The 20,747-nt window shown below is 47.2% G+C and carries 11 protein-coding genes; 3 read left to right on the top strand and 8 right to left on the bottom strand.

Going from position 1 to position 20,747, the window contains the following annotated elements:
* The first annotated feature begins 65 nt into the window (after positions 1 to 65).
* Positions 66 to 6,815: an MBG domain-containing protein gene (locus ACMVP2_RS27080; protein WP_416865932.1), complete on the top strand. Its 6,750-nt coding sequence runs from the start codon at positions 66 to 68 to the stop codon at positions 6,813 to 6,815.
* A gap of 259 nt (positions 6,816 to 7,074) precedes the next feature.
* Here ACMVP2_RS27080 and ACMVP2_RS27075 read toward each other — a convergent pair whose 3' ends face one another.
* Genes ACMVP2_RS27075 through ACMVP2_RS27045 form a run of 7 tightly spaced genes read right to left on the bottom strand, consistent with a single transcriptional unit; the run spans position 7,075 to position 16,659 of the window.
* Positions 7,075 to 8,064, bottom strand: a complete 990-nt coding sequence (locus ACMVP2_RS27075) for a C45 family autoproteolytic acyltransferase/hydolase (RefSeq protein ID WP_416865931.1) — start codon at positions 8,062 to 8,064, stop codon at positions 7,075 to 7,077.
* A 3-nt stretch (positions 8,065 to 8,067) separates the two neighbouring features.
* On the bottom strand, positions 8,068 to 9,591 hold the full coding sequence (locus ACMVP2_RS27070) for a biotin carboxylase (RefSeq protein WP_416865930.1): 1,524 nt from the start codon (positions 9,589 to 9,591) through the stop codon (positions 8,068 to 8,070).
* Positions 9,592 to 9,635: 44 nt separating this feature from the next.
* Positions 9,636 to 11,081 carry an APC family permease gene (locus tag ACMVP2_RS27065; RefSeq protein ID WP_416865929.1) on the bottom strand — a complete coding sequence of 482 codons (1,446 nt, stop codon included), beginning with the start codon at positions 11,079 to 11,081 and terminating at the stop codon, positions 9,636 to 9,638.
* A gap of 2 nt (positions 11,082 to 11,083) precedes the next feature.
* A complete protein-coding gene (locus ACMVP2_RS27060) occupies positions 11,084 to 13,900 on the bottom strand; it encodes an aminotransferase class I/II-fold pyridoxal phosphate-dependent enzyme (RefSeq protein ID WP_416865928.1) in 2,817 nt (938 codons plus the stop codon).
* Positions 13,901 to 13,951: 51 nt separating this feature from the next.
* Positions 13,952 to 14,362 (bottom strand): VOC family protein, encoded by a 411-nt coding sequence (locus tag ACMVP2_RS27055; RefSeq protein WP_416865927.1) that lies wholly within the window; start codon positions 14,360 to 14,362, stop codon positions 13,952 to 13,954.
* 18 nt (positions 14,363 to 14,380) lie between these two features.
* Positions 14,381 to 15,319 carry a carbon-nitrogen hydrolase family protein gene (locus ACMVP2_RS27050; RefSeq protein WP_416865926.1) on the bottom strand — a complete coding sequence of 313 codons (939 nt, stop codon included), beginning with the start codon at positions 15,317 to 15,319 and terminating at the stop codon, positions 14,381 to 14,383.
* Positions 15,320 to 15,321: 2 nt separating this feature from the next.
* Positions 15,322 to 16,659: an aspartate aminotransferase family protein gene (locus ACMVP2_RS27045; RefSeq protein ID WP_416865925.1), complete on the bottom strand. Its 1,338-nt coding sequence runs from the start codon at positions 16,657 to 16,659 to the stop codon at positions 15,322 to 15,324.
* Between the two features lie 508 nt (positions 16,660 to 17,167).
* Between ACMVP2_RS27045 and ACMVP2_RS27040 the strand changes: the two genes are divergently transcribed.
* Both ACMVP2_RS27040 and ACMVP2_RS27035 read left to right on the top strand, forming a co-directional pair.
* A complete protein-coding gene (locus tag ACMVP2_RS27040; RefSeq protein WP_416865924.1) occupies positions 17,168 to 18,523 on the top strand; it encodes an NAD-dependent succinate-semialdehyde dehydrogenase in 1,356 nt (451 codons plus the stop codon).
* Positions 18,524 to 18,716: 193 nt separating this feature from the next.
* A complete protein-coding gene (locus tag ACMVP2_RS27035) occupies positions 18,717 to 19,334 on the top strand; it encodes an MCP four helix bundle domain-containing protein (RefSeq protein WP_339789352.1) in 618 nt (205 codons plus the stop codon).
* A 41-nt stretch (positions 19,335 to 19,375) separates the two neighbouring features.
* On the opposite strand, the gene ACMVP2_RS27030 is transcribed toward ACMVP2_RS27035, so the two are convergent.
* Positions 19,376 to 20,650, bottom strand: a complete 1,275-nt coding sequence (locus ACMVP2_RS27030; protein ID WP_416865923.1) for a serine hydrolase domain-containing protein — start codon at positions 20,648 to 20,650, stop codon at positions 19,376 to 19,378.
* Positions 20,651 to 20,747 lie beyond the last annotated feature (97 nt).

Here is a 20,747-nt window from a genome sequence, read left to right as displayed (position 1 = left end):
CCTTCACTAAATCCCACTATCATTTGAAGTAGTCAGCTGGCAATTTCATAGACAAAAAACGACCTATGAAATTTTTTCTGTCTGCTGCACTTTTAATTTTCACTCACATCCTTTCGGCCCAAAACTTTGTAGAGAGCTGGGAAACAACGTTTTCCGCTACCGGACCGGCGGAGATTGTAAAGATGATACATGACGCTGATGACAATGTGATCATTCTAGCCAATCAGAGGCAATCCGACGGACCAAGGTTCGATGGTCTGGTCCTCAAATACAGCAAGAGCGGTGTGTTTCAATGGTCGAAATCTTACGGGTATGATTCCGAAACGAATGACTACGGGGTCGATATTGATGTTGACGATGATGGAAACATCTATGCACTGTTTAGTATTAGCCCTGAGAACGCTGGCAATACTGACCCGAATGGTTTTTTATTGAGAAAGTATTCCTCCGCAGGGACTGTTGTCAATAGCTACGAAAGCATTGGTTCATTGGGATACATACCCCAGAAAGTAGCCTTCTATGAAAGCCAGAACAAGGTTTATTTTACAGCCAGTAGAAGCCAGACTTCAGGTAAAGGATTGCTACTAAGGCTATACAGGTTGTCGGATGGCCTGGTGCATGAGTATGCTAAAAATTATGAGAGTGACGAGGATGACGTCGCATTTGCCATTGATACAGGAAGTACAATTACTGTTCAGTTTCAAAAAGGAACGTCTGAGATAGCTGCATTGTCTATTCCATACAATTTCGGGGTTTCCGATTCTTTTTTAGAATCGGGGTCGATCGTAGTAACTGAATCCATTGAGAACATTACTTATAAGCAGTTTAGTAGTTATAGGTATTTTAAGTTTGAACTAGACAATGGAACCGTTGATCTTTATGAAAGGTCTTCAAGTAATGTAACAAAAGCTGTATTTACCGGAGAGACAGGCTTCGTTGGCGACTTTTCAAGATCCAGTGGTGATGTATTGGTGACCGGCGATTTTGATCAGAATGTAGTCAGGAGGGAGTATAATTTTTCCGGAGGTTCTTATAGCCTTGAGTATGAGTTAGATGATCCGCAAACTATTGGCAATTTTCTTTCATCCGGGAATTACGTGCTTGGATCTATCGTTGAAAACAATACCCGGTATTTTGGTGCCTTAGAGTTTGATTTTTATGGTGTTTCAGATAAATGGTACCATAGCTCAACCGATGGCGAAACACTTGATAAAGCCCTTGCCGATTCGGATGGCAATTTCATTTTTGCGAGCTCTCCTGGCAGTCAGATTAAGCTATTTGCCTTATGCAATGGCCCCATTGGCATCGACCTTGGCTCTAATATGAATACAGAACTGGAGACTGTTACGCTGTCAATAGGCTCGAGCCCGGCCAATGAGGCCAACTGGGAAACTATAGAATGGAGCACAGGGCAAACAGGGGTGAAATCTATCGAAGTCTCAGGGTATCGTGAGGTGAAAACGATTTCTGTTACCGTTACTAATGCCAATGGGTGCTCATTTACTGACGAGATACAGGTTACTTTCAGGGTGCCTGCTCCAGGTTTGCCACAGCCAGAAATAATTGGTATGAACGGAGCTGCTCCCGTTTTTCGGTTTACCTGGGACAAGACCATTGCTGACGTGGTGGAATACGGGATTGACCAGGAGTTCTACATCGGTAGCTGTGGAGTGTTTCGGGGTGACTGGGAGGAGTTTAACAGCAGTTCTTCGGGAAACGCAAACGATTATATAGATATCACAACATCCATTCATGCTGGTTTGCAATTGTTCGGCGGTTATGCAGAGGATGCTGATGAGAACCGGTCATACCCAGCGTATCAGCTGGCCCTTCAACCTTGCAATTGCTATGATATGGAAGCCCTGGATACCTACCTGGCCACCGTTGCAATCAATGACGGGAATGATGTAGTGGGAGAGGGTGAGATTGCATCATTCTTAATTGTGAACCCAGAAACAGATATTCGTAAAACAGGCGATCAGGAACTGCTTTCATACTTTCAGTGGGAAGTGCCTGAAGGCTGGGATATCATTGACTACCAGGGCACTCTGATCAAGACAAGAATCAATGAAGGAGCTGCAAGTGGAAATGTTTCTGTGAAGATTGTCAATCCATGTACCGGAGATCAAACCTCTGCGATATCAAAAGAAGTTACCGTAACGAAAGATCAAACGATCGCATTTGACCAACCGGCTGACATGCAAATGGGGGACGACCCTGTAGCGCTTGGGGCAATGGCTTCGTCTGGTTTGGATGTTGCCTATGATGTCGAGCCACACGATATACTCGACATCGATAATGGAATGATTACTCCACTCTATGCAGGCACAGTAACCATCACAGCGACACAAGCTGGTAATTTCGAGTGGAATGAATCAAATCCTGTTCAGCAAACTTTTACCATCAATAAAGGCAACGATGAGATTACTTTTGGAGAATTGGGTGATGTATTATGGAATGCGGAAAACTTCGATTTAGATGATCTGGCCTCTACCAAAAGTGGAAGAAATATTTCGTGGACTGAAGTAGATAATGCGTACGTTTCGGTTTCATCCCTGGGGGCTGTTGTACTTAAAAAGCCAGGCGCTGTGGAGATCACTGCTACCTTGGCCGGGGATGATAATTGGAATGCCGCCAACCCGGTCAGTCAGACACTTACAATTCTGAAAACAGACCAGACCCTCACACTTGATGAATTTCCGGATAAACTGGTGACAGATGATGATTTTCTATGGGGTGAATACCTGGATATTTCTTCTGGTCTAACTCCCTCACTAGAAAGTGACGATGAAGGGGTGGCAAGGGTATCTGGCAGTCTTATTGAAATAGTCGGAGCGGGAACAGTGACAATCACAGCTATACAAACGGGGAATGATTATTACAACGCTGCTGACCCGGTGAATCAGACACTGACCATCAACAAGCTTTCGCAAACCATATCATTTGACCCTATACCTGAAAAAACCACTGACGATCTGCCGTTTGAGCTGGATGCTACGGGAAGCTCAGGTTTGGATGTTGAGTATGAAAGCTTGAATACTTCTGTTGCAACAATCGATGACAATACTGTTACTATTGTTGGAGTGGGCACGGCAGACATCGTCGCCTCGCAAGCCGGAAACGGTACTTATGAGCCTGCACCTAACGTGACCCGCACATTGACCGTTTCTGAAGGTGTGACCATTACTTTTACTGAAGGATACCCGCAATTTGAATACTACCTGAATGGCGTATATCGCCTTTTATTAGAGTTAACCCAGAATGGCAATGTATACTACGTGGTTACTGCCGAAGGTGCAGACGAGCCCACACCTGCACAAATCGAAAACGGAAAGGATGCCTCGGGTGCACCAGCGTTTAAAAGCGGATCGGCCTATTCTTTGACCGCCAATGATGAATATAATTCGGCCCAGATCTTGGGGCTGGAAGAACTAACCTCCTATGAGATATTTTTGACAATTTCTGATGAAAGCTATGCACTGAGCACTGCTGTTCATCAATTGTCAGTTGAAACCGGGGACTATTCAAAACCTGAATGGGAGTCAGGTTATCCGGCAATGGGTACCATCAATTCCCTGTCAGCTGAGGTGGAAATTGATCTCAATGAGGAGAGCGGAACAGTGTATTATGCTGTGTTCGCAAGCAGTGGTGCTACCAAATTCCCCGCCAATTTGAAGGCTGGGAGCAATTACGGAGCAGTTGATGAGGGTTCTGTATCTGCTGGTGAGGGTAGCTTTGTCCTGACTGGGCTAAGCGAGGCAACAGCCTATGATGTGTGGCTGGTGGCTGAAGATGCAGCTGAAAACTTGCAAACTGCGGCCACCAAATTGGATTTCACTACCATTGACGATATAGCGCCTCAATTTGGTGCGGGTTATCCGTCAATCGCAGCTGTTGATGAGTCTGACGTAGAAATTGATGTGAAGATAAATGAGGCGGGAACAGTCTACGCCATTGCTCAACTTGCCGGAGAAGGTGCTCCGTCGTTTGCGCAGGTACAGAACGGCCAAAACAGCAGTGGTGCAACGGCGATCAGCGCCAACTCGGTAACGGTGAATAAAAATCAAACGACCGCTTTAGGGGTTTCCGGGCTTACCTCCCAGGTGGAATACGATTTTTATGTGGTGGCCTGGGATGATTTTGACAACGAGAGCGGTGCTCCGGAGATGCTAAATGCAACCACCAGCGACCTGAAGGCACCAGTTATTTCTCCGCAGTCTCTTACATTGGAAAGTGTTGATGAGACCATTGCAACCTTGAGTTTTTCATTGGACGAGCCAGGCTCATTCCATTGGGTAGTCGACACTGAGATTGTAACATCACCATCACCCACTCAGGTATCGAACGGTCAAACAGAAGCGGGGGAGGTCTCAACACACTCAGGATCAGTAGATGTTACCATAGCGGATCAGGCCTATCAATTTGAGGTGACCAGACTGTTGGCTGATCAGGAGTATGAAATCTATTTTGTTGCCGTAGATGAGAATGAAACCCCTAACATTAGTGAAAGCACATTTTCAACAACCTTTTCTACGGTAGATCTGACGGCCCCTACCTTTGCGACTACTCCTCAGATGACCAACATTTCTAACGAAGGCTTTGACCTGCTGATAGATGTTAATGAGACTGGGTCTTTGCACTATGCAGTGATCGGTGCGAGCGATCCGCTGCCAACAACCAACGAATTATCTACCGGTTCAGTGACCAATGCTATCATTCAGGGAAGCAAAGCTTTAGCAGACGGAAACAATGATCTCACTTTTACTATTGCTCTCACAGAGGAGTCTTCCTATAAAGTGGTTTTGTTGGCAGCTGATGATGATGAAAACTTGCAAGACGATGTTATCTCGATAGATTTCACGGTTCCGAGCTCCAAAATAGCTCAGTCGGTCACTTTTGAAGCATTAGAGGAGAAAACTTACGGAGACGCTGATTTTGTCCTGGCAGCTATTGCAACCTCTGGGCTGGACGTTAGTTACAATAGCTCCGATGAGTCTGTAGCCACTGTCTCAGGGAGCAGTGTGACGATAATAGGGGTAGGTACTACGACCATTACCGCCTCTCAATCTGGTAATGACAATTACCATCCTGCGACTGATGTCGAACAAACCCTTATTGTCAATAAGGCGAGCCAATTGATCACTTTTGAAGCATTAGAAGAGAAAACTTACGGAGATGCTGATTTTTACCTGGCAGCTATTACAACCTCAGGGCTCGATGTGAGCTACAGTAGCTCCAACGAGTCTGTGGCCACTATTTCCGGGAGCACAGTGACGATTGTGGCAGTGGGTAGTGCTACTATCACTGCCTCTCAATCTGGTAATGACAATTATCATCCTGCGGCTGATGTTGAGCAAACCCTTACTGTCAGTCAGGCGAGCCAATCGATCACTTTTGACGCATTAGAGGAGAAAACCTATGGAGATGCTGATTTTGACCTGGCAGCCATTGCCACGTCGGGATTGGGTGTTAGCTACAGCAGCTCAGACGAGTCTGTGGCTACTATCTCTGGTAGCAGTGTGACGATAGTGGGAGTGGGTAGTGCTATTATCACTGCTTCTCAATCTGGAAATGGCAATTATCATCCTGCGGCTGATGTTGAACAAACATTTACTATCAATAAGGCGAGCCAGACCATCACCTTCGATGCCATAGAAGATCAGAATTTTTCCGTCGGGTCTCTTTCACTGCTTGCGACAGTTTCTTCACAGTTGTCTGTTGTCTATACGCTGGATGATGGCGATGGTGCAATCAATGACAACATGTTGACCTTCCACTCAGCAGGAACCTTTACCGTAACAGCTTCACAGCCTGGTAATGGCAATTTCAATGCTGCCGAGCCTGTTAGTCAAAGCTTTTTCGTGAATGAGGAGAGCCTCAAAGTGCCTCAAACCATCACTTTTGCTTCCATCGAAGATCAGACCTACGGAAATACAATCCAGCTATCAGCTACCTCGTCCAGTGGTCTTACTGTCAACTATGAAATGCTCAGCGGAGGAGCCGTAATATCAGATGGAGAAGTGAAGTTTACCGGGATAGGAGCCGTCACCATCGAAGCAAGCCAGGGTGGAGACGATACTTACGAGCCTGCAGCTTCAGTAAGCCAGACTTTCGGGGTGCTCCCTAAAACCCTTGACGTATTGGCCGAAGACAAGCAGATTGTCTATGGTCAACCGATGCCGGAATTGACTTATACCATTACTGGCTTTGTGACAGGTGAAGATGAGTCTGCATTGACCACAGCTCCCGCCGTGAGTACGGAAGCAATTCAAGATAGTAATGCGGGGAGTTACAGCATATCCGTTGAGGGCGCAGTTTCGGGTAACTATGTCTTTAACTATCAAGGTGCACTACTTGTCATCAATAAGGCTCAGGCAGATATTACCATAGCAGATTTGGAGCAGGAGGCAGATGGATCAGCCAAAGAACCAGTGGTTACCACAACACCGTCCAACCTGAACTTCACAATCACTTATGATGGGTTGGCGGATGCCCCAATCGTCGCAGGGACTTATGAGGTGAAAGTAACGATTGATGAAACAAACTATGCTGGTGAGCAGGCAGCTATTTTCACTCTGACAGAATCGAACCCTTTGGGTGTCGAGGCTGAAGCATTGCTGAGTGTCTATCCGAACCCGGTAGCTGATTACCTGACCATTAAGAATTTAACTAATAAAAATATCGCCATATATGACCTGGAAGGCAGGTTGCAGTCGGTAGACAGGGTGGGGGAAAGACTTGACTTTTCCGGATTGAAACCAGGAATTTATTTACTAAGAAGCGACGGGCAAGTATTGAAGCTCATTAAACTTTAAAGCAGAGGCATACCACAACAATTGACTAAACTCAGATTAACCCCGGTCTCTTAGGAGACGGGGTTTCTTATTTCATCATCATTAGGAGGCATATCAAGCGGGTAAATGCTGGCTATAGTGAGGAGGATGAGCCCTCGAGATGGCACAATTTTTTCTATGTGATGCTAAGTGGCATAATTGCAGGCCTGATCAACATTATTAGCCTAACAATTTAGAAAAGCATGTAGAGGTTTAAAATAGAGTCGATTTGCCGATCCAACTAGTGGCCCTCAATATCGACTTGAAATGAAAAAGGCTCTACACGTTCTTCCCTGAAATTGCCGAAAGACTGCCTTTTGCTCACGCCAGGCCAATGCACCTCCAATTCGCCGCTTTGCACCTTGTACATGATGGTGTAAAGCGTGCCAAACGATTTGTCGAAGTTAGTGTTGTACAAAGGCGGCTGCATAAATTTGGCGAGGACGGACGCCTCTGTTTCAACCTGCGAGGCAACCAGCTCCCCCAGCAGCTTCTTCCGCTCGATGGTGCCAGTGAGAGAAGCATAGTCGGTCCACTCTACTTCTAACTGGTGATTGGTAGCAACGGGGATGTGTAATACCACCGGCGCTCTGTCGGGCGAAAGGTACACAGTGGCATACAGACCCGACTTATCCACAACAGTCACGTTGTAGGCCATGTGAACAGGTACCCGTGACAGGATTTTCACGGCATCATCCACATTTTTAGCCACCTCAAGTACATAACGCAGCACGAGCGGAATGCCGAAGCCTTCACCAGTTACCCGTCGCCCGCCGAAAGTGAGGGAAGCGGCAAGGCCCGAGGCGTTCATTCCATCCAGCAGGCCCCAGGTGCAGTCGCTAACGCCCATCACCGGTTGCAACCAGTTGGTGTACAGCATCGTGCCTTCGTACATCTTGAAAGTGTAGTCGTAGTTGCGGATCAACGAAATGTCATTGTCACGAGACCAGGCCACCTGCGAGCAAGCCGTCATATAAGCAGGAGGGCAGTACATAGACAGGAACCTGCCCTCAAGGTCGCCGTCACCAGCCAGCCCCATTAGCTGTTGATACACTGGCACTAGCTCCGGCATATGATAGGCCAGCTGGCTCGCCGAAGTGAGGTAGCCCTTTCTGGCCAGGTAGCCTTCAGAGAGAAACCAGGTTTTATAGTGAGGCCAGGTTCTATCAAACAAAGCCTTCCACTTTTCTCCGGGTTTTTCTTCCTGAAGGCAGTTGAACGATAGCGGCATAGTTTACATCATTTTGAATCCGCCAATTTCAGCGGCTTGTGGTTTGGCTGGCGTGGGTACATAGTCCACTGCCTTGTACATGCTTTTGATGGCTTTGATCCATTTTTCCGCCCGTGGTCGGAGTTTGAAATCGTCGGTCATCAGCCGCCCCCTCATTACCAGGATACCCATGTCAGCTCCTTCGTAAAAGTAATCGTCGTTTCGACTAATGCGAAGAAAGAAGGCTTCGTTTTCTGTTTCAACAGCCCTTCGGTGGGTGTCCATCCTCGAAAACTTGATCGTCCCATCGTCGTTCATTTTGTAAATCCCCGAACGGGGTGCCTCTGTGATCACCTGAATCTTCTTGTCTGTGTATTTTATTACCAACTGGCCCCATGAGTCTATGTTTTCCGGATTGAACCAACGCCTGTTGATAGCATTGACACTTATTTTGTACGGCTGATTCATCCATTCCAGCAAGTGAAACATAAATAGAGGCATATCAGACAAGGCAAAAACGGCGTGGTTAGTAATGGAACTTGCTCCTGTGATCCGTGGATTCAATTCACCCAGATACAGTTGCTGGTCATCCTGATCGATAAGGAAGTCGAGCTCAAAATAGCCTTTGTACCCCTCTTTCCGTAGTTGGTAGCCAAACTGCTCAGTATATTTCTTTGCTTTTCTTCGGATGGCAGGGGTGAAGGCATCGGCAAATATCTCGTTGCCGCACCAGCCGCCTTTGTAGGGCGTAAGTTCCTTGAAGCCTACCAGTTCAGTCATCAGTGGGGCTACAATGGTGCCATGCTGTGTTACGCAAGCCTCAATGGCCGACCCACGGCAATTGATCCGCTTCATGATCTTCACTTCCTTTTCTTTTACAATTTCTTCTTCGTACTTCTCCCATTCCTGCTCATTTGAAATGAAGAAGGTGGTGTGGCCAGAGTCGCCAAAAGGAGTTTGGACGACGAGGTCGGTTCCGAGCTTTTTCTTGCTGATTGAAGTCATGTGCTCATAGCTTTTTACATTCGACAAAATGTAAGGAACACAGGGAACGCCAGCTTTCTCAGCAATCCGATTGGTGTTCACCTTATTGTCCATGAAAGTCCTCATTTTGGCAGGCGGGAAGCAGACTTCCAGGCCAAGTTGCCTTGACAGTTTTTCCGTGTTTTCATCAAACATCAGAAACAAAGCTTTGCCCTTGTCGCCACGTGATTTGATATAGTCAACTACCTCTTTGTGTTCCAGCAGGTAGTTGTTGATATCTTCTATGCTCTGGAATTCTTCGTGGGGCATTTCTTCTTTTGGAGAAAAGACACTTGGGTGCAAGCCATCGAAGCACTCGATGTAGCAAATGAACTTAAAGCCTTTTACCCATTCATCGGCGCCCAGCAGGTTGAAGTTGGTGGCACTTATGAAGTAGATGGGCGTTTCATTGCGATAAAAGAACCGTCGGATGTCAGATATGCCATTAAGTACGCTTGGGCTTTTTGATTTTGCTGCCTTGGGTGTAGCTTTTTTGACGGCTACTGTTCCTGTTTCTTTCTTCATGGTTATTTGTGTTTTGTTTTTTCGTTCGGTTAAGGAGGAAAGGGTTATTTAAACCTCTCCAGTATTAAATAGTCTCGTTCTTCACGAGTGGTTTTTTCTCTGCTCGGTTTTGACATTAGCCAGAAAACTGTACCCAGCATCGAAAGAGCCAGTAATATGGCCCATTCCAGCGGCCACTTCAATGCGGCGGGACTTGCAGGAAGGGTGATTGCCAGTAGTATCAATATGGATCCGCCGATCGCTATATAGCCGGTTAGTTTACCGCCAGGAGCAAGGTAAGGCCTCGGCTGATCAGGAAATGCTTTTTTCAACCTGAGGTAAGAAAACGACACTCCCAAAAAGGCAGCAGCGATGCAAAGTGACCCCACATCAACAAAGGCAATCATGGCACCACGGCCAAGTAATGCAGAGATGAAGGTGATGGCGCCGCTGAACAGCACAGCGTTGTAGGGCGTCTTATACTTTTGATGTGACCTTCCCAGAGGTGGCGCAATGATCTTACCTCGTCCCATAGCAAAAAGCACTCTGGATCCAGCCAGGAAAAAGCCGTTCCAACTGGTAAGCGAGCCAATGAGAATCGCTATCAAAATGCTGTTTACTAAAAATTTGGATTGAAAAGCTGATTCAAACGCTTCGGCAGTAAATAAGTCCGACCCCACTATCGAAGACCAGTCGGTGACCATGGAAGTGCTGAAGATGAGCAAAATGTAAAACAGCACGGCCGCAACAATAGATACGAGTATGAGGATACCTATCATCCTTGGGTTCACACTGTCTTTTGCTTCTTCTGCTCCCTGCGGTATAGTGTCAAAACCCACCAGCCAAAAAGGCACTGTGGCAAATACAGCAATGATGCCACCAATGACTGTTTTGTCAGCACCTTTAGCAAACAAGGGTTGAAGGTTGCTCACCTGCCCCTCCCAAAAGCCTATTACTCCGACTGCGAGGACGATGAGGAGAAAAACGACCGTTAGATAAACCTGAAACCGGATGGAGTTTTGAACGCCGACGTAGTTGATCCAGGTGATGAGGGCAACAAAAAGGAAAGCCAATAGGAGGTGGCTACCAAAAATAGTTTCCCCATTGATGGCATAAAGCGGCCATTGGTCGATGGCAGGAAAGAGGTAGCTGAGAATTTTCCCGACTGAAATAGCCTCAAAAGCTGAAACTGACAAATAGCCAAACGACAGGAACCAACCTACTAAAAATGACTTGGAGGTGCCAAACGCCTTGTAGGCATAGGCCACCTCACCCCCTGAAACTGGCAACATGGCCGTTACCTCGGCATAGCAAAAACCAATAAACAGCATGAGTAGTCCGCCAATCGCAAAGGCTATCGCCGCACCCATTGGGCCCGCTGTTTGCAGCCAGGGCCCCATGGCCGTTACCCAGCCAACGCCTATCATAGCACCAAAGGCAAGGCAGAAGAAGCCTGCCCGGCCAATTCCTTTGCTCAGTGCCGCCCGGTCAATTGTTGAAGAACTGTTCATCGTTACTTTTTCGCTGGTACGGCTTTTTTGACTCTACCATTACCTCCCATACCAACCATGCCGCTCATAGCTGCCGAGGCACCCATCAGTGAGCTGCCCGACTGGTGTCGGTTGAGCGCCGCCTCGGTAAATATGCGCAGCCCCAAATCTGACCGGTACCCATGGATTTCCTTTACATCAAGTGCCTGGAGAAAATCAAGTATCTCTACTGTCATTACCTGTCCGGGTACGAGTACCGGGAATCCTGGCGGATAGGGGATAATAAAGGCAGATGAAACCAACTGACGTCCCTGCTGCATCAAGTCCTTGCACGATGATAGCTTGACGTATTCGCATTTTTCTTCCTTATAGGCCAGGAAGTAAGCCTCCCTCATTTTACCTCCCGGTATGCCGGCTACAGCCCTGAACGAATCGTGGAAATAGCTGAAGTCGGGGAGCGGCGGCGCCTGCTCAGTGAGTGAGTAGATTTTATCCTGAAGAATTCGGTTTTCTTCCGGATTCAGCGAGTCAAACTGAACGTCGATTTGCTCCGCTATCTTCACCAAAGCACTTATCAGGTAGCTCACCGAACTTCTGGTGGTACCGATATTGGTCATAAATAAAACGGAGTTCCTGGAGGTTTTATTGATCTGAATATGGAATTGATCCATCAGGTACTTGTTCTTGAAAGTGTCACCATCCACACCGGTAGCGCCAATGTGCATATTGATTTTTGTTGGGTCAAGCACAAAATCATCCTCTGCCCAGGCGGTTTCAAGCCTTTGCCAGCCTTTTTCGGTGTTGTAGTACTCCGACAGCCCCGACTGGCGGTATTGATCGGGTATTATGTCTTTAACTGTCAGGATCTTGAAGTACTTTTTGAGTTTCGGGTGGTCACTGATTTTTGCCCGAAGCAGCATGGCCATCTCAATGCTTTTTTCCACCAGCTCATATCCTTCAAAGCTTACCTGCCTTCTACCCACATCTAAAGAAGCAAGTATCTGGTAGTTGGCCGAGGTGGAGGTGTGCGTCATGTAGGCCTCGTGAAACGAGGTTTCTGCCTTGCGCTCAAATTCCTCATCATAGATATGGATCATTGATCCCTGACGAAAAGACGATAGTGTCTTGTGGGTGGATTGCGTGGAATATACCCTGATCTTGACTAGTTCGGGGTTAGGCATCGTCGGTGTTTGGTCACCACCTTTCTTTTTAAGGTCGGCCAGGTGTTGCTTGTACTGCTCTTTGTAAGCCGCTGTTTTATACTTTTTGCATAGCTTGTTGGCTACATACATGGCCGTTCTTTGCCTGTAAGTGGGAGTGAAGGCAGCAAAGCCAAACCAGGCCTCGTCCCATAGGAAAATCATGTCAGGTTTTATTGCCAGCACCTGCTCCATTACCCGTTCCACGTTATACACAAGCCCGTCGAACGTACAATTAGTGAGCAAAAGCATCTTCACATTGTCTAGCCGCCCCGCTTTTTTAAGCGTATGGAGGCGTTCGGTGATCTCAAAGAGTGGTACTGCGCCATACATGGAGTATCGCTGAAGTGGGTAGGAGTCTAAATAGGTGACGTAGGCGCCGGCCAGCACCATGCCATAGTGATGCGACTTGTGGCAATCTCTGTCGATAAGCACCACATCGCCCGGCTCTATCAGAGCCTGAAGGACGATCTTATTCGAGGTAGATGTTCCATTGGTGGCAAAATAGGTCCGTTTTGAGCCAAAGGCTTTACTGGCAAGCTCCTGTGCCTCTTTCAGTGGGCCGGTGGGTTGCAGCAGAGAGTCAAGACCTCCCGTTGTGGAAGAGGTTTCTGCCAGGAACAAATTTCTGCCATAGAAATCGCCGAAGTCATCTATCCAGTTCGATTTGAATATCGAGTTGCCACGGGAGATGGGCATCGCATGAAAAACACCGGTTGGTTTTTGACTGTATTCTTTCAGTGCCGTGTAGAAGGGCGTTTTGTACCGGTCTTTGATACCCCTGATGATGCTCAAATGCAGCTCCTGAGTATCCTCACTTCGATAGAATATGCGTTGAAACGTCTTCAGTGCAGCGTCTGGCAAATTGTTGACGGCATTGTCCGTTACGTAGTAGATGTCGAGCTCAGGTCGCAGATTTCGGATGGCCTGTCCCAAAAGTATGCCCAGGTCGTAGTCGTGATGTTCTTCATAGTTCTCTGTAAACAAGCTGGCTAAGAAGGGTTTTAGGATCCCGTTGGTGTTCTTCGACCTATAGGGGATTTCGTAACGGATGACGCAAGCCTGAATATTTGGATTGGCCACCAGGGCTATCAACGTATCCTGAAATGATTTGACAAAAACCAGCTGGTAGACAAACACATCCTTTTCATCACGTACATCGTCAAGCTTCTTCGAGATAGAATGTTCCTCTTTGGAAGATAGGTTGTCGACCACCAGAACTTCGAAGTACTTCTTCTTTGATTTCTGCGAATTTCCCTGCTTGTTCTCCTTTTCTTTTAGAAGAGTGCCCAGTGAAAACGTCTCGGGGTTGTGGCGATAGTCTTCACTTACCAATAACCTCAAAACCTCCTTTACTGAGTTTTTCAGAATCTGGAGCTCATCTTTCTTTAAAAAATCTACCAGCACATTCAACGTATTGTTACCCGGGAACGCAAAGTACTGTTCGATCTCACGAAGTTCTTTGATCGATTTGATGATCCCGGCTTTGTCGTTGTCCAACTCACCTCTGTTGCGCTTTCTAGCAAGGCTGTATACCCTTTCCTTTAATTCGGTCCAGAGTTCTGTCCGCAACTGGCCGGTGTTGTAATAGTGACCAGCACTGGAAATGGACTTTTCTTGGGGCATATTCACGACTTTCATAGGGTTTGTTTTTAGTGGAACAACGAACGGTGGCAATTAGGTGGGCGTAGGTCAGGCCTTCGAGTGCAGCGCCAGCCTGTTTCCTTCCGTATCCATGAATAAGGCAAAATGTCCGACGGCCTCATTGATCAAAGTTTTAGCCATTATCACCCTTCCACCTGCTTCTTCTACTTTGGAAAGTACGACATTAAGGTCTTTGCCACCATTGAGGTAGAGAAGGGGGCCAGTTGTATTGGGCACGCAACCCTCACCGACTACCACAGCTCCTCCTATACCACCTTTGGCGGGAAAGAAAGCCATTGAATAGCCATTTGCTTCGGTACTGTCCATTTTTATACCGTAAATGTGGCTATAAAAACCAACCGCTCTCTCAAAGCTATAGGCAGGTATCTCAAACCAATTGATATAGTGCTTTAAGTTCAAAGGCTTTTCTTTCTTCACATGTCTCACTGCTGTCTTCATATTGAATAGTTTTTGGTTTTAAGGTTTGAGTTTATTCATCCAGGACTGTAACACGGTAGGCGCCTCCTGAATGGGGATATCGGTTTCAAGCGCCTCTTTAATTTCGGCCAGCCTGGTGGGCTTGTTGAGTTGGCCTAGCGTACTTAGGTAGGGTGCTTTTGCTCCGTCTTTGTAAATATCAAAGCTGACGTTTCGATCACGAAAGCTTTTCAGGGGCTGACCCAGCCTAAGCACACCCATTTCCCTGCTTCTTTTTACTCTCTCCATATCTATTTCGATTGGAATGAGCTCTTCACCTGTACTTGCCTGATGCAATACACGTCCATCCGGCCCGCATATGATCGAACGGCCTGTTCCGCCGTCGCCCAGGCCGTTGATGTCGAAAATGAAGCACTGGTTGGTCGCTGCTGTCGCCTGCACAATGGCCAGTTCGATATCACGGTCAATAGTGGCCGTTAGTGTAGGGTGGAGGATTACTTCCACGCCGTTGACTGCAAGGGTGCGTGAGGTTTCGGGAAACCACATGTCGTAGCAAATGGTAAGGCCGAAGCGTCCTACTTTTGGCACGTCAAAAATCAGGAACTCATCGCCGCCGGTTACACCCACCTCATAAGGGTAGAAAGGAAACATTTTATTGTACCTTCCCACCACTTCTCCCTGAGGATTGATCACGCTGGCCGTGTTGAATATTTTGTCCTCCTTTTTCTGAAACATGGTGCCTGGCACAAGCCAAATGCCGTGTTTTTTAGCTATTTCACAAAACTCCTTTTCGGAGTCGTTAGGAAACTCCTGCGCATGGTAGGTAAGTGGGCCAAACGGGGCCAGCTCGCTGAACACGACCATCTCTACCCAGGGGTAGACTGACATCATTACTTCAATTTTATGTTTCATCACAGGAATATTGCTATAGCTTGCTGAAACATGCATTTGTATGCCTGCTATTGAGAATGGCGTCATATTTAATTGGTTATTTTTAGTAGTTCTTCTTCAATAATGTCTAGTCCTTTGTTAAGCTGCTCATGGGAAATGACAAGCGGGCTGAGTACACGCACTACATTTTTGTTTGTGCCAGCCGTCAATAGAATGAGGCCTCTTTTCAGGCATGCCTTGGTGAGGTCGGCAGCGGTATCAGCATCCGGCTGATTGGGGTCTCCGTTTTCTACGAACTCAATCGCCTGCATGGCACCAAGTCCTCTGACATCGCCGATAGCCGGGCACTTTGCTTTTAGCTTCAAAAAGCGATCATTCACAATTTTAGCCACTTCATCGGCTTTCTGGTTCAAATTGATCTCTTCCATGTACTTGATGGTGGCAATGGCGGCGGCGCAGCAAACCGGATTGCCCAAATACGTGCCTCCGATTGTTCCTACGGCGGCAGCGTCCATCACTTCCTGTTTGCCAATCACTGCTCCGATGGGCATGCCAGACCCCATTGATTTTGCCCAGGTGGAAATGTCAGGCGTAACATCGTAGTGCTCGTAAGCGCCCCATTTTCCAGTCCGCCCAAAACCACTCTGCACTTCGTCGAATATGAGCATGATACCATATTCATCGCAGAATGCACGTAAGCCCTCTACATAGCCTTTCGGAGCTATATTAAAGCCTCCTTCGCCCTGCACCAGCTCGATAATAATAGCGGCCACACTTTCAGGATCAACAAGCGTATGGGTGGAATCATAAAGCTTTAGTAGCTCTTGTTCAACGAAGTCTTCCTCAGTCAAGCCAATCCCGTCATGATAAAAATTAGGAAAGGGCAAACGGTATACTTCGGGCGCAAATGGACCGCAATTCAGCTTGTAGTTGATTTTGGAGGTCAGCGTCATGGCCATCATAGTGCGTCCGTGAAACGCTTCCTGAAAGCACAGTATGGCAGATCGTTTGGTAGCTTGCCTGGCAATCTTGATCGCATTTTCTACCGATTCAGCACCGGTGTTGGTGAGCATCACCTTCGTGTTGTCACCGTGAGGGAAAAGTGAGACCAGTTTTTCGCTTAATTCAAGGTAGGGCTCATAGGTGGAAATATTAAAGCAGGCATGGATAAGCCTTTCTGCCTGTTGCTGAATCGCCTTCACCACTGGTGGCGGGCAATGACCGGCGTTCGTTACCCCAATTCCTCCAGCAAAATCGATCAACTCGTTTCCATTGGCATCAACGATGGTGGCCCCGTGTGCCTCCGCTGCTGAAGAGGGCACAAAAATGCTTACTCCATTGGCGACGACAGCTTTTCTTCTTTTGATCAACTCCTGGGTTTTCTCAAAACTCAGCTCTTTTGCTCTCTGATAAGTCTCAGTACTCATATATTAATTATAATTATTTATTGTTTTCAGGTAAGTGCAAACCGCTTCAAAGTGCCCAAAAAACGGGGCGTAGGTAGGGCCAAGGCAGAGTCTCCCGAGCCCCGGCTAAGGGTCATTTTCTTATCTTAAAAGATGCTATGGCTCCGTGGAAATGCGAAACTTTACTCCCAAAAGAACTCAAGGGAGATTGGTCACGGAATTCACAATATAGTCTAATTTATTGATATATCCCAGTTTTATGCCCATATTTTACGACGAGCTTGGTGCTTTATTTTTTGAATAACCTGCTACCAGGCTTCGAATGAGGTTTAGGATCGATACGCTGACGCATTTTTGAAATCAAGGAATATTTTTGACTAATTTTAGGGAAGCAGAAAGTACAGGCCACATCATTTGCTTCCCCAAGCAACAATTGTACAGATTTAAGATGGAGAGCATACACTCTCAGTGGTTCCACGGTGAAGGGGAGCGGAAAGTATAATTATTTTTATCACCTAAAGATTTGAAAATGGAATTCAAGAGCATTAATCCTTACAACGGAAAGTTAATAGGAACATATAAAGAGCAAACGGCGGCGGAAGTCGACTTGATGATTGAAAAAGCCCAAAGGGCTTTCCATAGTTGGAGAAAAGTGCCTGTTGCCGAACGAGCCCGCTTAATGGCGAAAGCTGGCGCTGTACTTCGTGAAAATGTAGAGGAGTATGCTAAAATGATTACTCAGGAAATGGGCAAGCCAATTTCTGAGTCAAGAGGAGAAGTGAACAAATGTGCCTGGGTATGCGACTACTACGCTGAAAATGCTGCTGACTTCCTGGCTGACGAAGTGATAAAGACGGAAGCACAAAAAAGCTTTGTACGACACGACCCCATGGGATGCATCCTTTCCATCATGCCCTGGAATTTCCCTTTCTGGCAGGTCTTCCGGTTCGCTGCACCTTCTCTTACGGCCGGCAACGTTGCCTTGCTCAAACATGCCCCCAATGTCTTTGGCTGCGCTGAACAAATAGCTGGAGTATTTCAAAAAGCCGGTTTTCCTGAGGGAGTGTTCCAAAATCTCATCATTCATCATACGAAAATAGAAGCAGTTATCGCCCGTGATGTGGTGAAGGCTGTTACGCTTACCGGGAGCGAAGGTGCAGGTAAGGCGGTGGCTCAAACAGCTGGAAAGTATTTGAAGAAGGCAGTACTTGAGCTGGGAGGAAGCAACGCCTTTATCGTACTGGAGGATGCCGATATGGATAAAACGATTCAGACAGCACTCACGGCAAGAATGATGAATTGCGGGCAGAGCTGCATTGCCGCCAAGCGCTTTATCATCGTCGAAGGTGTTTTCGATGAGTTTGTCGCAAAGTATGTCGAGGCAGTTGGAAAGCTGAAGGCTGGAGATACCATGGATGATGCCACTCAGATAGGCACGCTGGCTCGTAAGGATTTGGCAGATCAGCTTCAGCGGCAGGTGCAGGAGTCGATCAAAGCTGGGGCGAAGCTCTTGCTCGGTGGAAAGCAAAACGAATGCTTTCATGAGCCTACCATTCTAACGAATGTTACTCCAGGCATGCCTGCCTTTGACGAGGAAACATTTGGACCGCTGGCACCAATGATCAAAGCCAAAGATGAAAAGCATGCCCTGGCTTTGGCCGAACAATCGAAATTTGGGTTGGGGACTACGGTATGCTCGACGAATATTGACAAAGCGCTCAGTTTTGCAGCCGACATCAGCGACGGTGCTTATTTTGTCAACGAGTTGGTGAAGTCGGATCCACGATTGCCCTTCGGCGGAACTAAAAGTTCTGGGTATGGCCGTGAGTTGGCCAAAAACGGCATGATGGAGTTTGTAAACGTGAAGACCGTGTATGTAAAGTAGGAGATGGTTGCTGATTCTACTTAGCGAATATAGACGTGCCGCCTGGCCCGGAAGGTTTTCTATCTATATTTAGTTGAACAAAGCAGGGGCGGGCAGCCCTGCAACACCATTCAAAGGATAAACTTTGGAGCTCGTCAAACAATGTCAACCCCCGGTGGAAGTTCCCGTAGTGACTGTGAGAAACTGACCCAATATGATGCGTAAACTGACCCATTTTCAAAAGATCAAGATTGCTGCGGCTTCGCTGGTCGTGTTTTTGCTCGTGCTGGCCACGAACATCATGGACAACAATCATTTCGACATCGTACAGCAGTCGCTGGAGACTGTTTTGGACGACCGACTTGTTGCCAAAGACTATATCTATAAAATTTCCCGTCAAATACATCTCAAGAACAAGCTGCTATACACCAGCGACCACGAGCAAATGGCCAAAGCGAATCAAAAAGCCAATGACTCCATTCAGACCCTGGTGGCGAAATATGCCGCTACGGAGCTTACTCCAAAGGAGGCACAGTATTTTGAGTCGCTTGAGAATAATCTGGACAAGCTGCTTCAGGTTGAAAAGCAATTGTACGGCAAGTCTCCTTCAGAACAGGTGGCTGCTATTGAGAAGGCGGAAACCTATTTTACGAGGATCGGCAGTAACCTCGACGTTTTGTCAGAGGTGCAGTTGGCAGAGGGAAAAAGGCAAATACACTACTCAAATCGGGCGATCGAAAATAGCAACCTCATAGCAAAGCTTGAAATAGGAGCGCTTATTGTCATCGGGCTCATTATCCAAATCTTCATCTTCTTTAAGCCTTCGGAGTAGCCGTAGTTGATTTTATAACTAATCTGCTTTTCCAGACATACTCAATCAACCAGTGCCTGGTAAGCCAGCACTTTAAATGTGTTGCCGGTAGTGTTGGTATGAGAACCCCACATTTGCTGATAGAAAAGGATCACCATTTTTTCTTTGGGGTCAACCCAATAGCTGGTAGAGAAGGCACCACCCCAACTGTAGGTGCCCTCATTGGAGGGGAATTTGCCACTTCCTGCTGCTGAAACAACCTCGAATCCTAATCCGAATTTGTTGACACCAAACGTCAGGTCACCAATTTGGTTCATGGTCATCATCCGAACAGTGTTACGTGACAGCAGGCGCACTCCATCATACTCTCCGCCATTCAGTAGCATCTGAAGAAAAATAGCATAGTCGTAAATGGTGGACGACAATCCACCACCACCGGAGAAATAGCTTTTTTTCCGAAGGGGGAAGTTCATATCACCACCGAGGGCTTTTTCACATTTTTTCAAACCGGTGGAGTCCTCCAAAAAGAAGTTCACCAAACGGTCAGCCTTCGCTTGCGGGATATTGAAATAGGTGTCTTCCATCCCCAGTGGTTTAAAAATGCGGGCGTTGAAGAATTCTTCCAATGTCATCCCGGACCAGACCTCCACAAGGCGGCCTACTAAATCAGTATTGAGCCCATATGTCCATCGCTCGCCTGGTTGATGTACAAGAGGCAGGCTGCCCAGCTTGTTCATTGCGTCGCCCAGGGTTCCCTCATACACGTCCAACCCGGCTGTAATATTGTTTTTAGCGTAAATTGCCTGCGCCTCCTGGCTGCCTATTTGTGCATAGTCTATGCCGGAGGTGTGAGTAAGCAGGTCTCGTATGGTAATCGCCCTGTTCGCCGGAACGGTGGTGTAAGTGGTGTCTTCCGGGTTGAACGTATCCAAAACCTGAGCGTTTTTGAAGGAGGAAATGTAGTTCGCCACCGGGTCATCCAGCAGAAATTTTCCTTCCTCGTACAGCATCATGGCAGCCACACTTGTGATAGCTTTCGTTTGCGAGGCAATTCTGAAAATTCCTTCTCTTTCTAGTGCCTCCTTAGTTTCCGGATCGTCGTAGCCAACGCCCTTATAGTAAACAATTTTGCCATTTCGTGCGATCAAGCCAACGGCACCATTTATCCAGCCTTTGTCTACCCATTCCTGCAGAGAGGTGTCGATCCTGGCCAGGCGGGTGGGGGAGAACCCGGCAGCCTTCGGGATGCCAATAGTAAGCGCAGAGGAACCCGGATCTTGGAGGGGCTGGCAGGTGAGGAGAATTCCTGCCAGAAAAATGAGAGGTAGTCGTTTCATGGGTTTAGGTTTATCCTCTCAATTTAATTGATTATTCGGGATTACGCCATGGTGATGGCTATTGGTTTGGAGCGTCTTTTTTTGAGGATATAAGAAT

The sequence above is a fragment of the Imperialibacter sp. genome (assembly GCF_048007035.1).
GTDB lineage: Bacteria > Bacteroidota > Bacteroidia > Cytophagales > Cyclobacteriaceae > Imperialibacter.
The sequence above is the reverse complement of the archived record's forward strand: the minus strand, read 5'-3'. Positions and strand labels throughout refer to the sequence as shown.

Bases quoted from the DNA above. Each gene is read 5' to 3' on its own strand.
- ACMVP2_RS27040 (WP_416865924.1), top strand. From the start codon at position 17,168: ATGGAATTCAAGAGCATTAATCCTTACAACGGAAAGTTAATAGGAACA.
- ACMVP2_RS27070 (WP_416865930.1), bottom strand. From the start codon at position 9,591: ATGAAGAAAGAAACAGGAACAGTAGCCGTCAAAAAAGCTACACCCAAG.
- ACMVP2_RS27050 (WP_416865926.1), bottom strand. From the start codon at position 15,319: ATGACGCCATTCTCAATAGCAGGCATACAAATGCATGTTTCAGCAAGC.
- ACMVP2_RS27045 (WP_416865925.1), bottom strand. From the start codon at position 16,659: ATGAGTACTGAGACTTATCAGAGAGCAAAAGAGCTGAGTTTTGAGAAA.
- ACMVP2_RS27060 (WP_416865928.1), bottom strand. From the start codon at position 13,900: ATGAAAGTCGTGAATATGCCCCAAGAAAAGTCCATTTCCAGTGCTGGT.
- ACMVP2_RS27065 (WP_416865929.1), bottom strand. From the start codon at position 11,081: ATGAACAGTTCTTCAACAATTGACCGGGCGGCACTGAGCAAAGGAATT.
- ACMVP2_RS27055 (WP_416865927.1), bottom strand. From the start codon at position 14,362: ATGAAGACAGCAGTGAGACATGTGAAGAAAGAAAAGCCTTTGAACTTA.
- ACMVP2_RS27030 (WP_416865923.1), bottom strand. From the start codon at position 20,650: ATGAAACGACTACCTCTCATTTTTCTGGCAGGAATTCTCCTCACCTGC.
- ACMVP2_RS27035 (WP_339789352.1), top strand. From the start codon at position 18,717: ATGATGCGTAAACTGACCCATTTTCAAAAGATCAAGATTGCTGCGGCT.
- ACMVP2_RS27075 (WP_416865931.1), bottom strand. From the start codon at position 8,064: ATGCCGCTATCGTTCAACTGCCTTCAGGAAGAAAAACCCGGAGAAAAG.
- ACMVP2_RS27080 (WP_416865932.1), top strand. From the start codon at position 66: ATGAAATTTTTTCTGTCTGCTGCACTTTTAATTTTCACTCACATCCTT.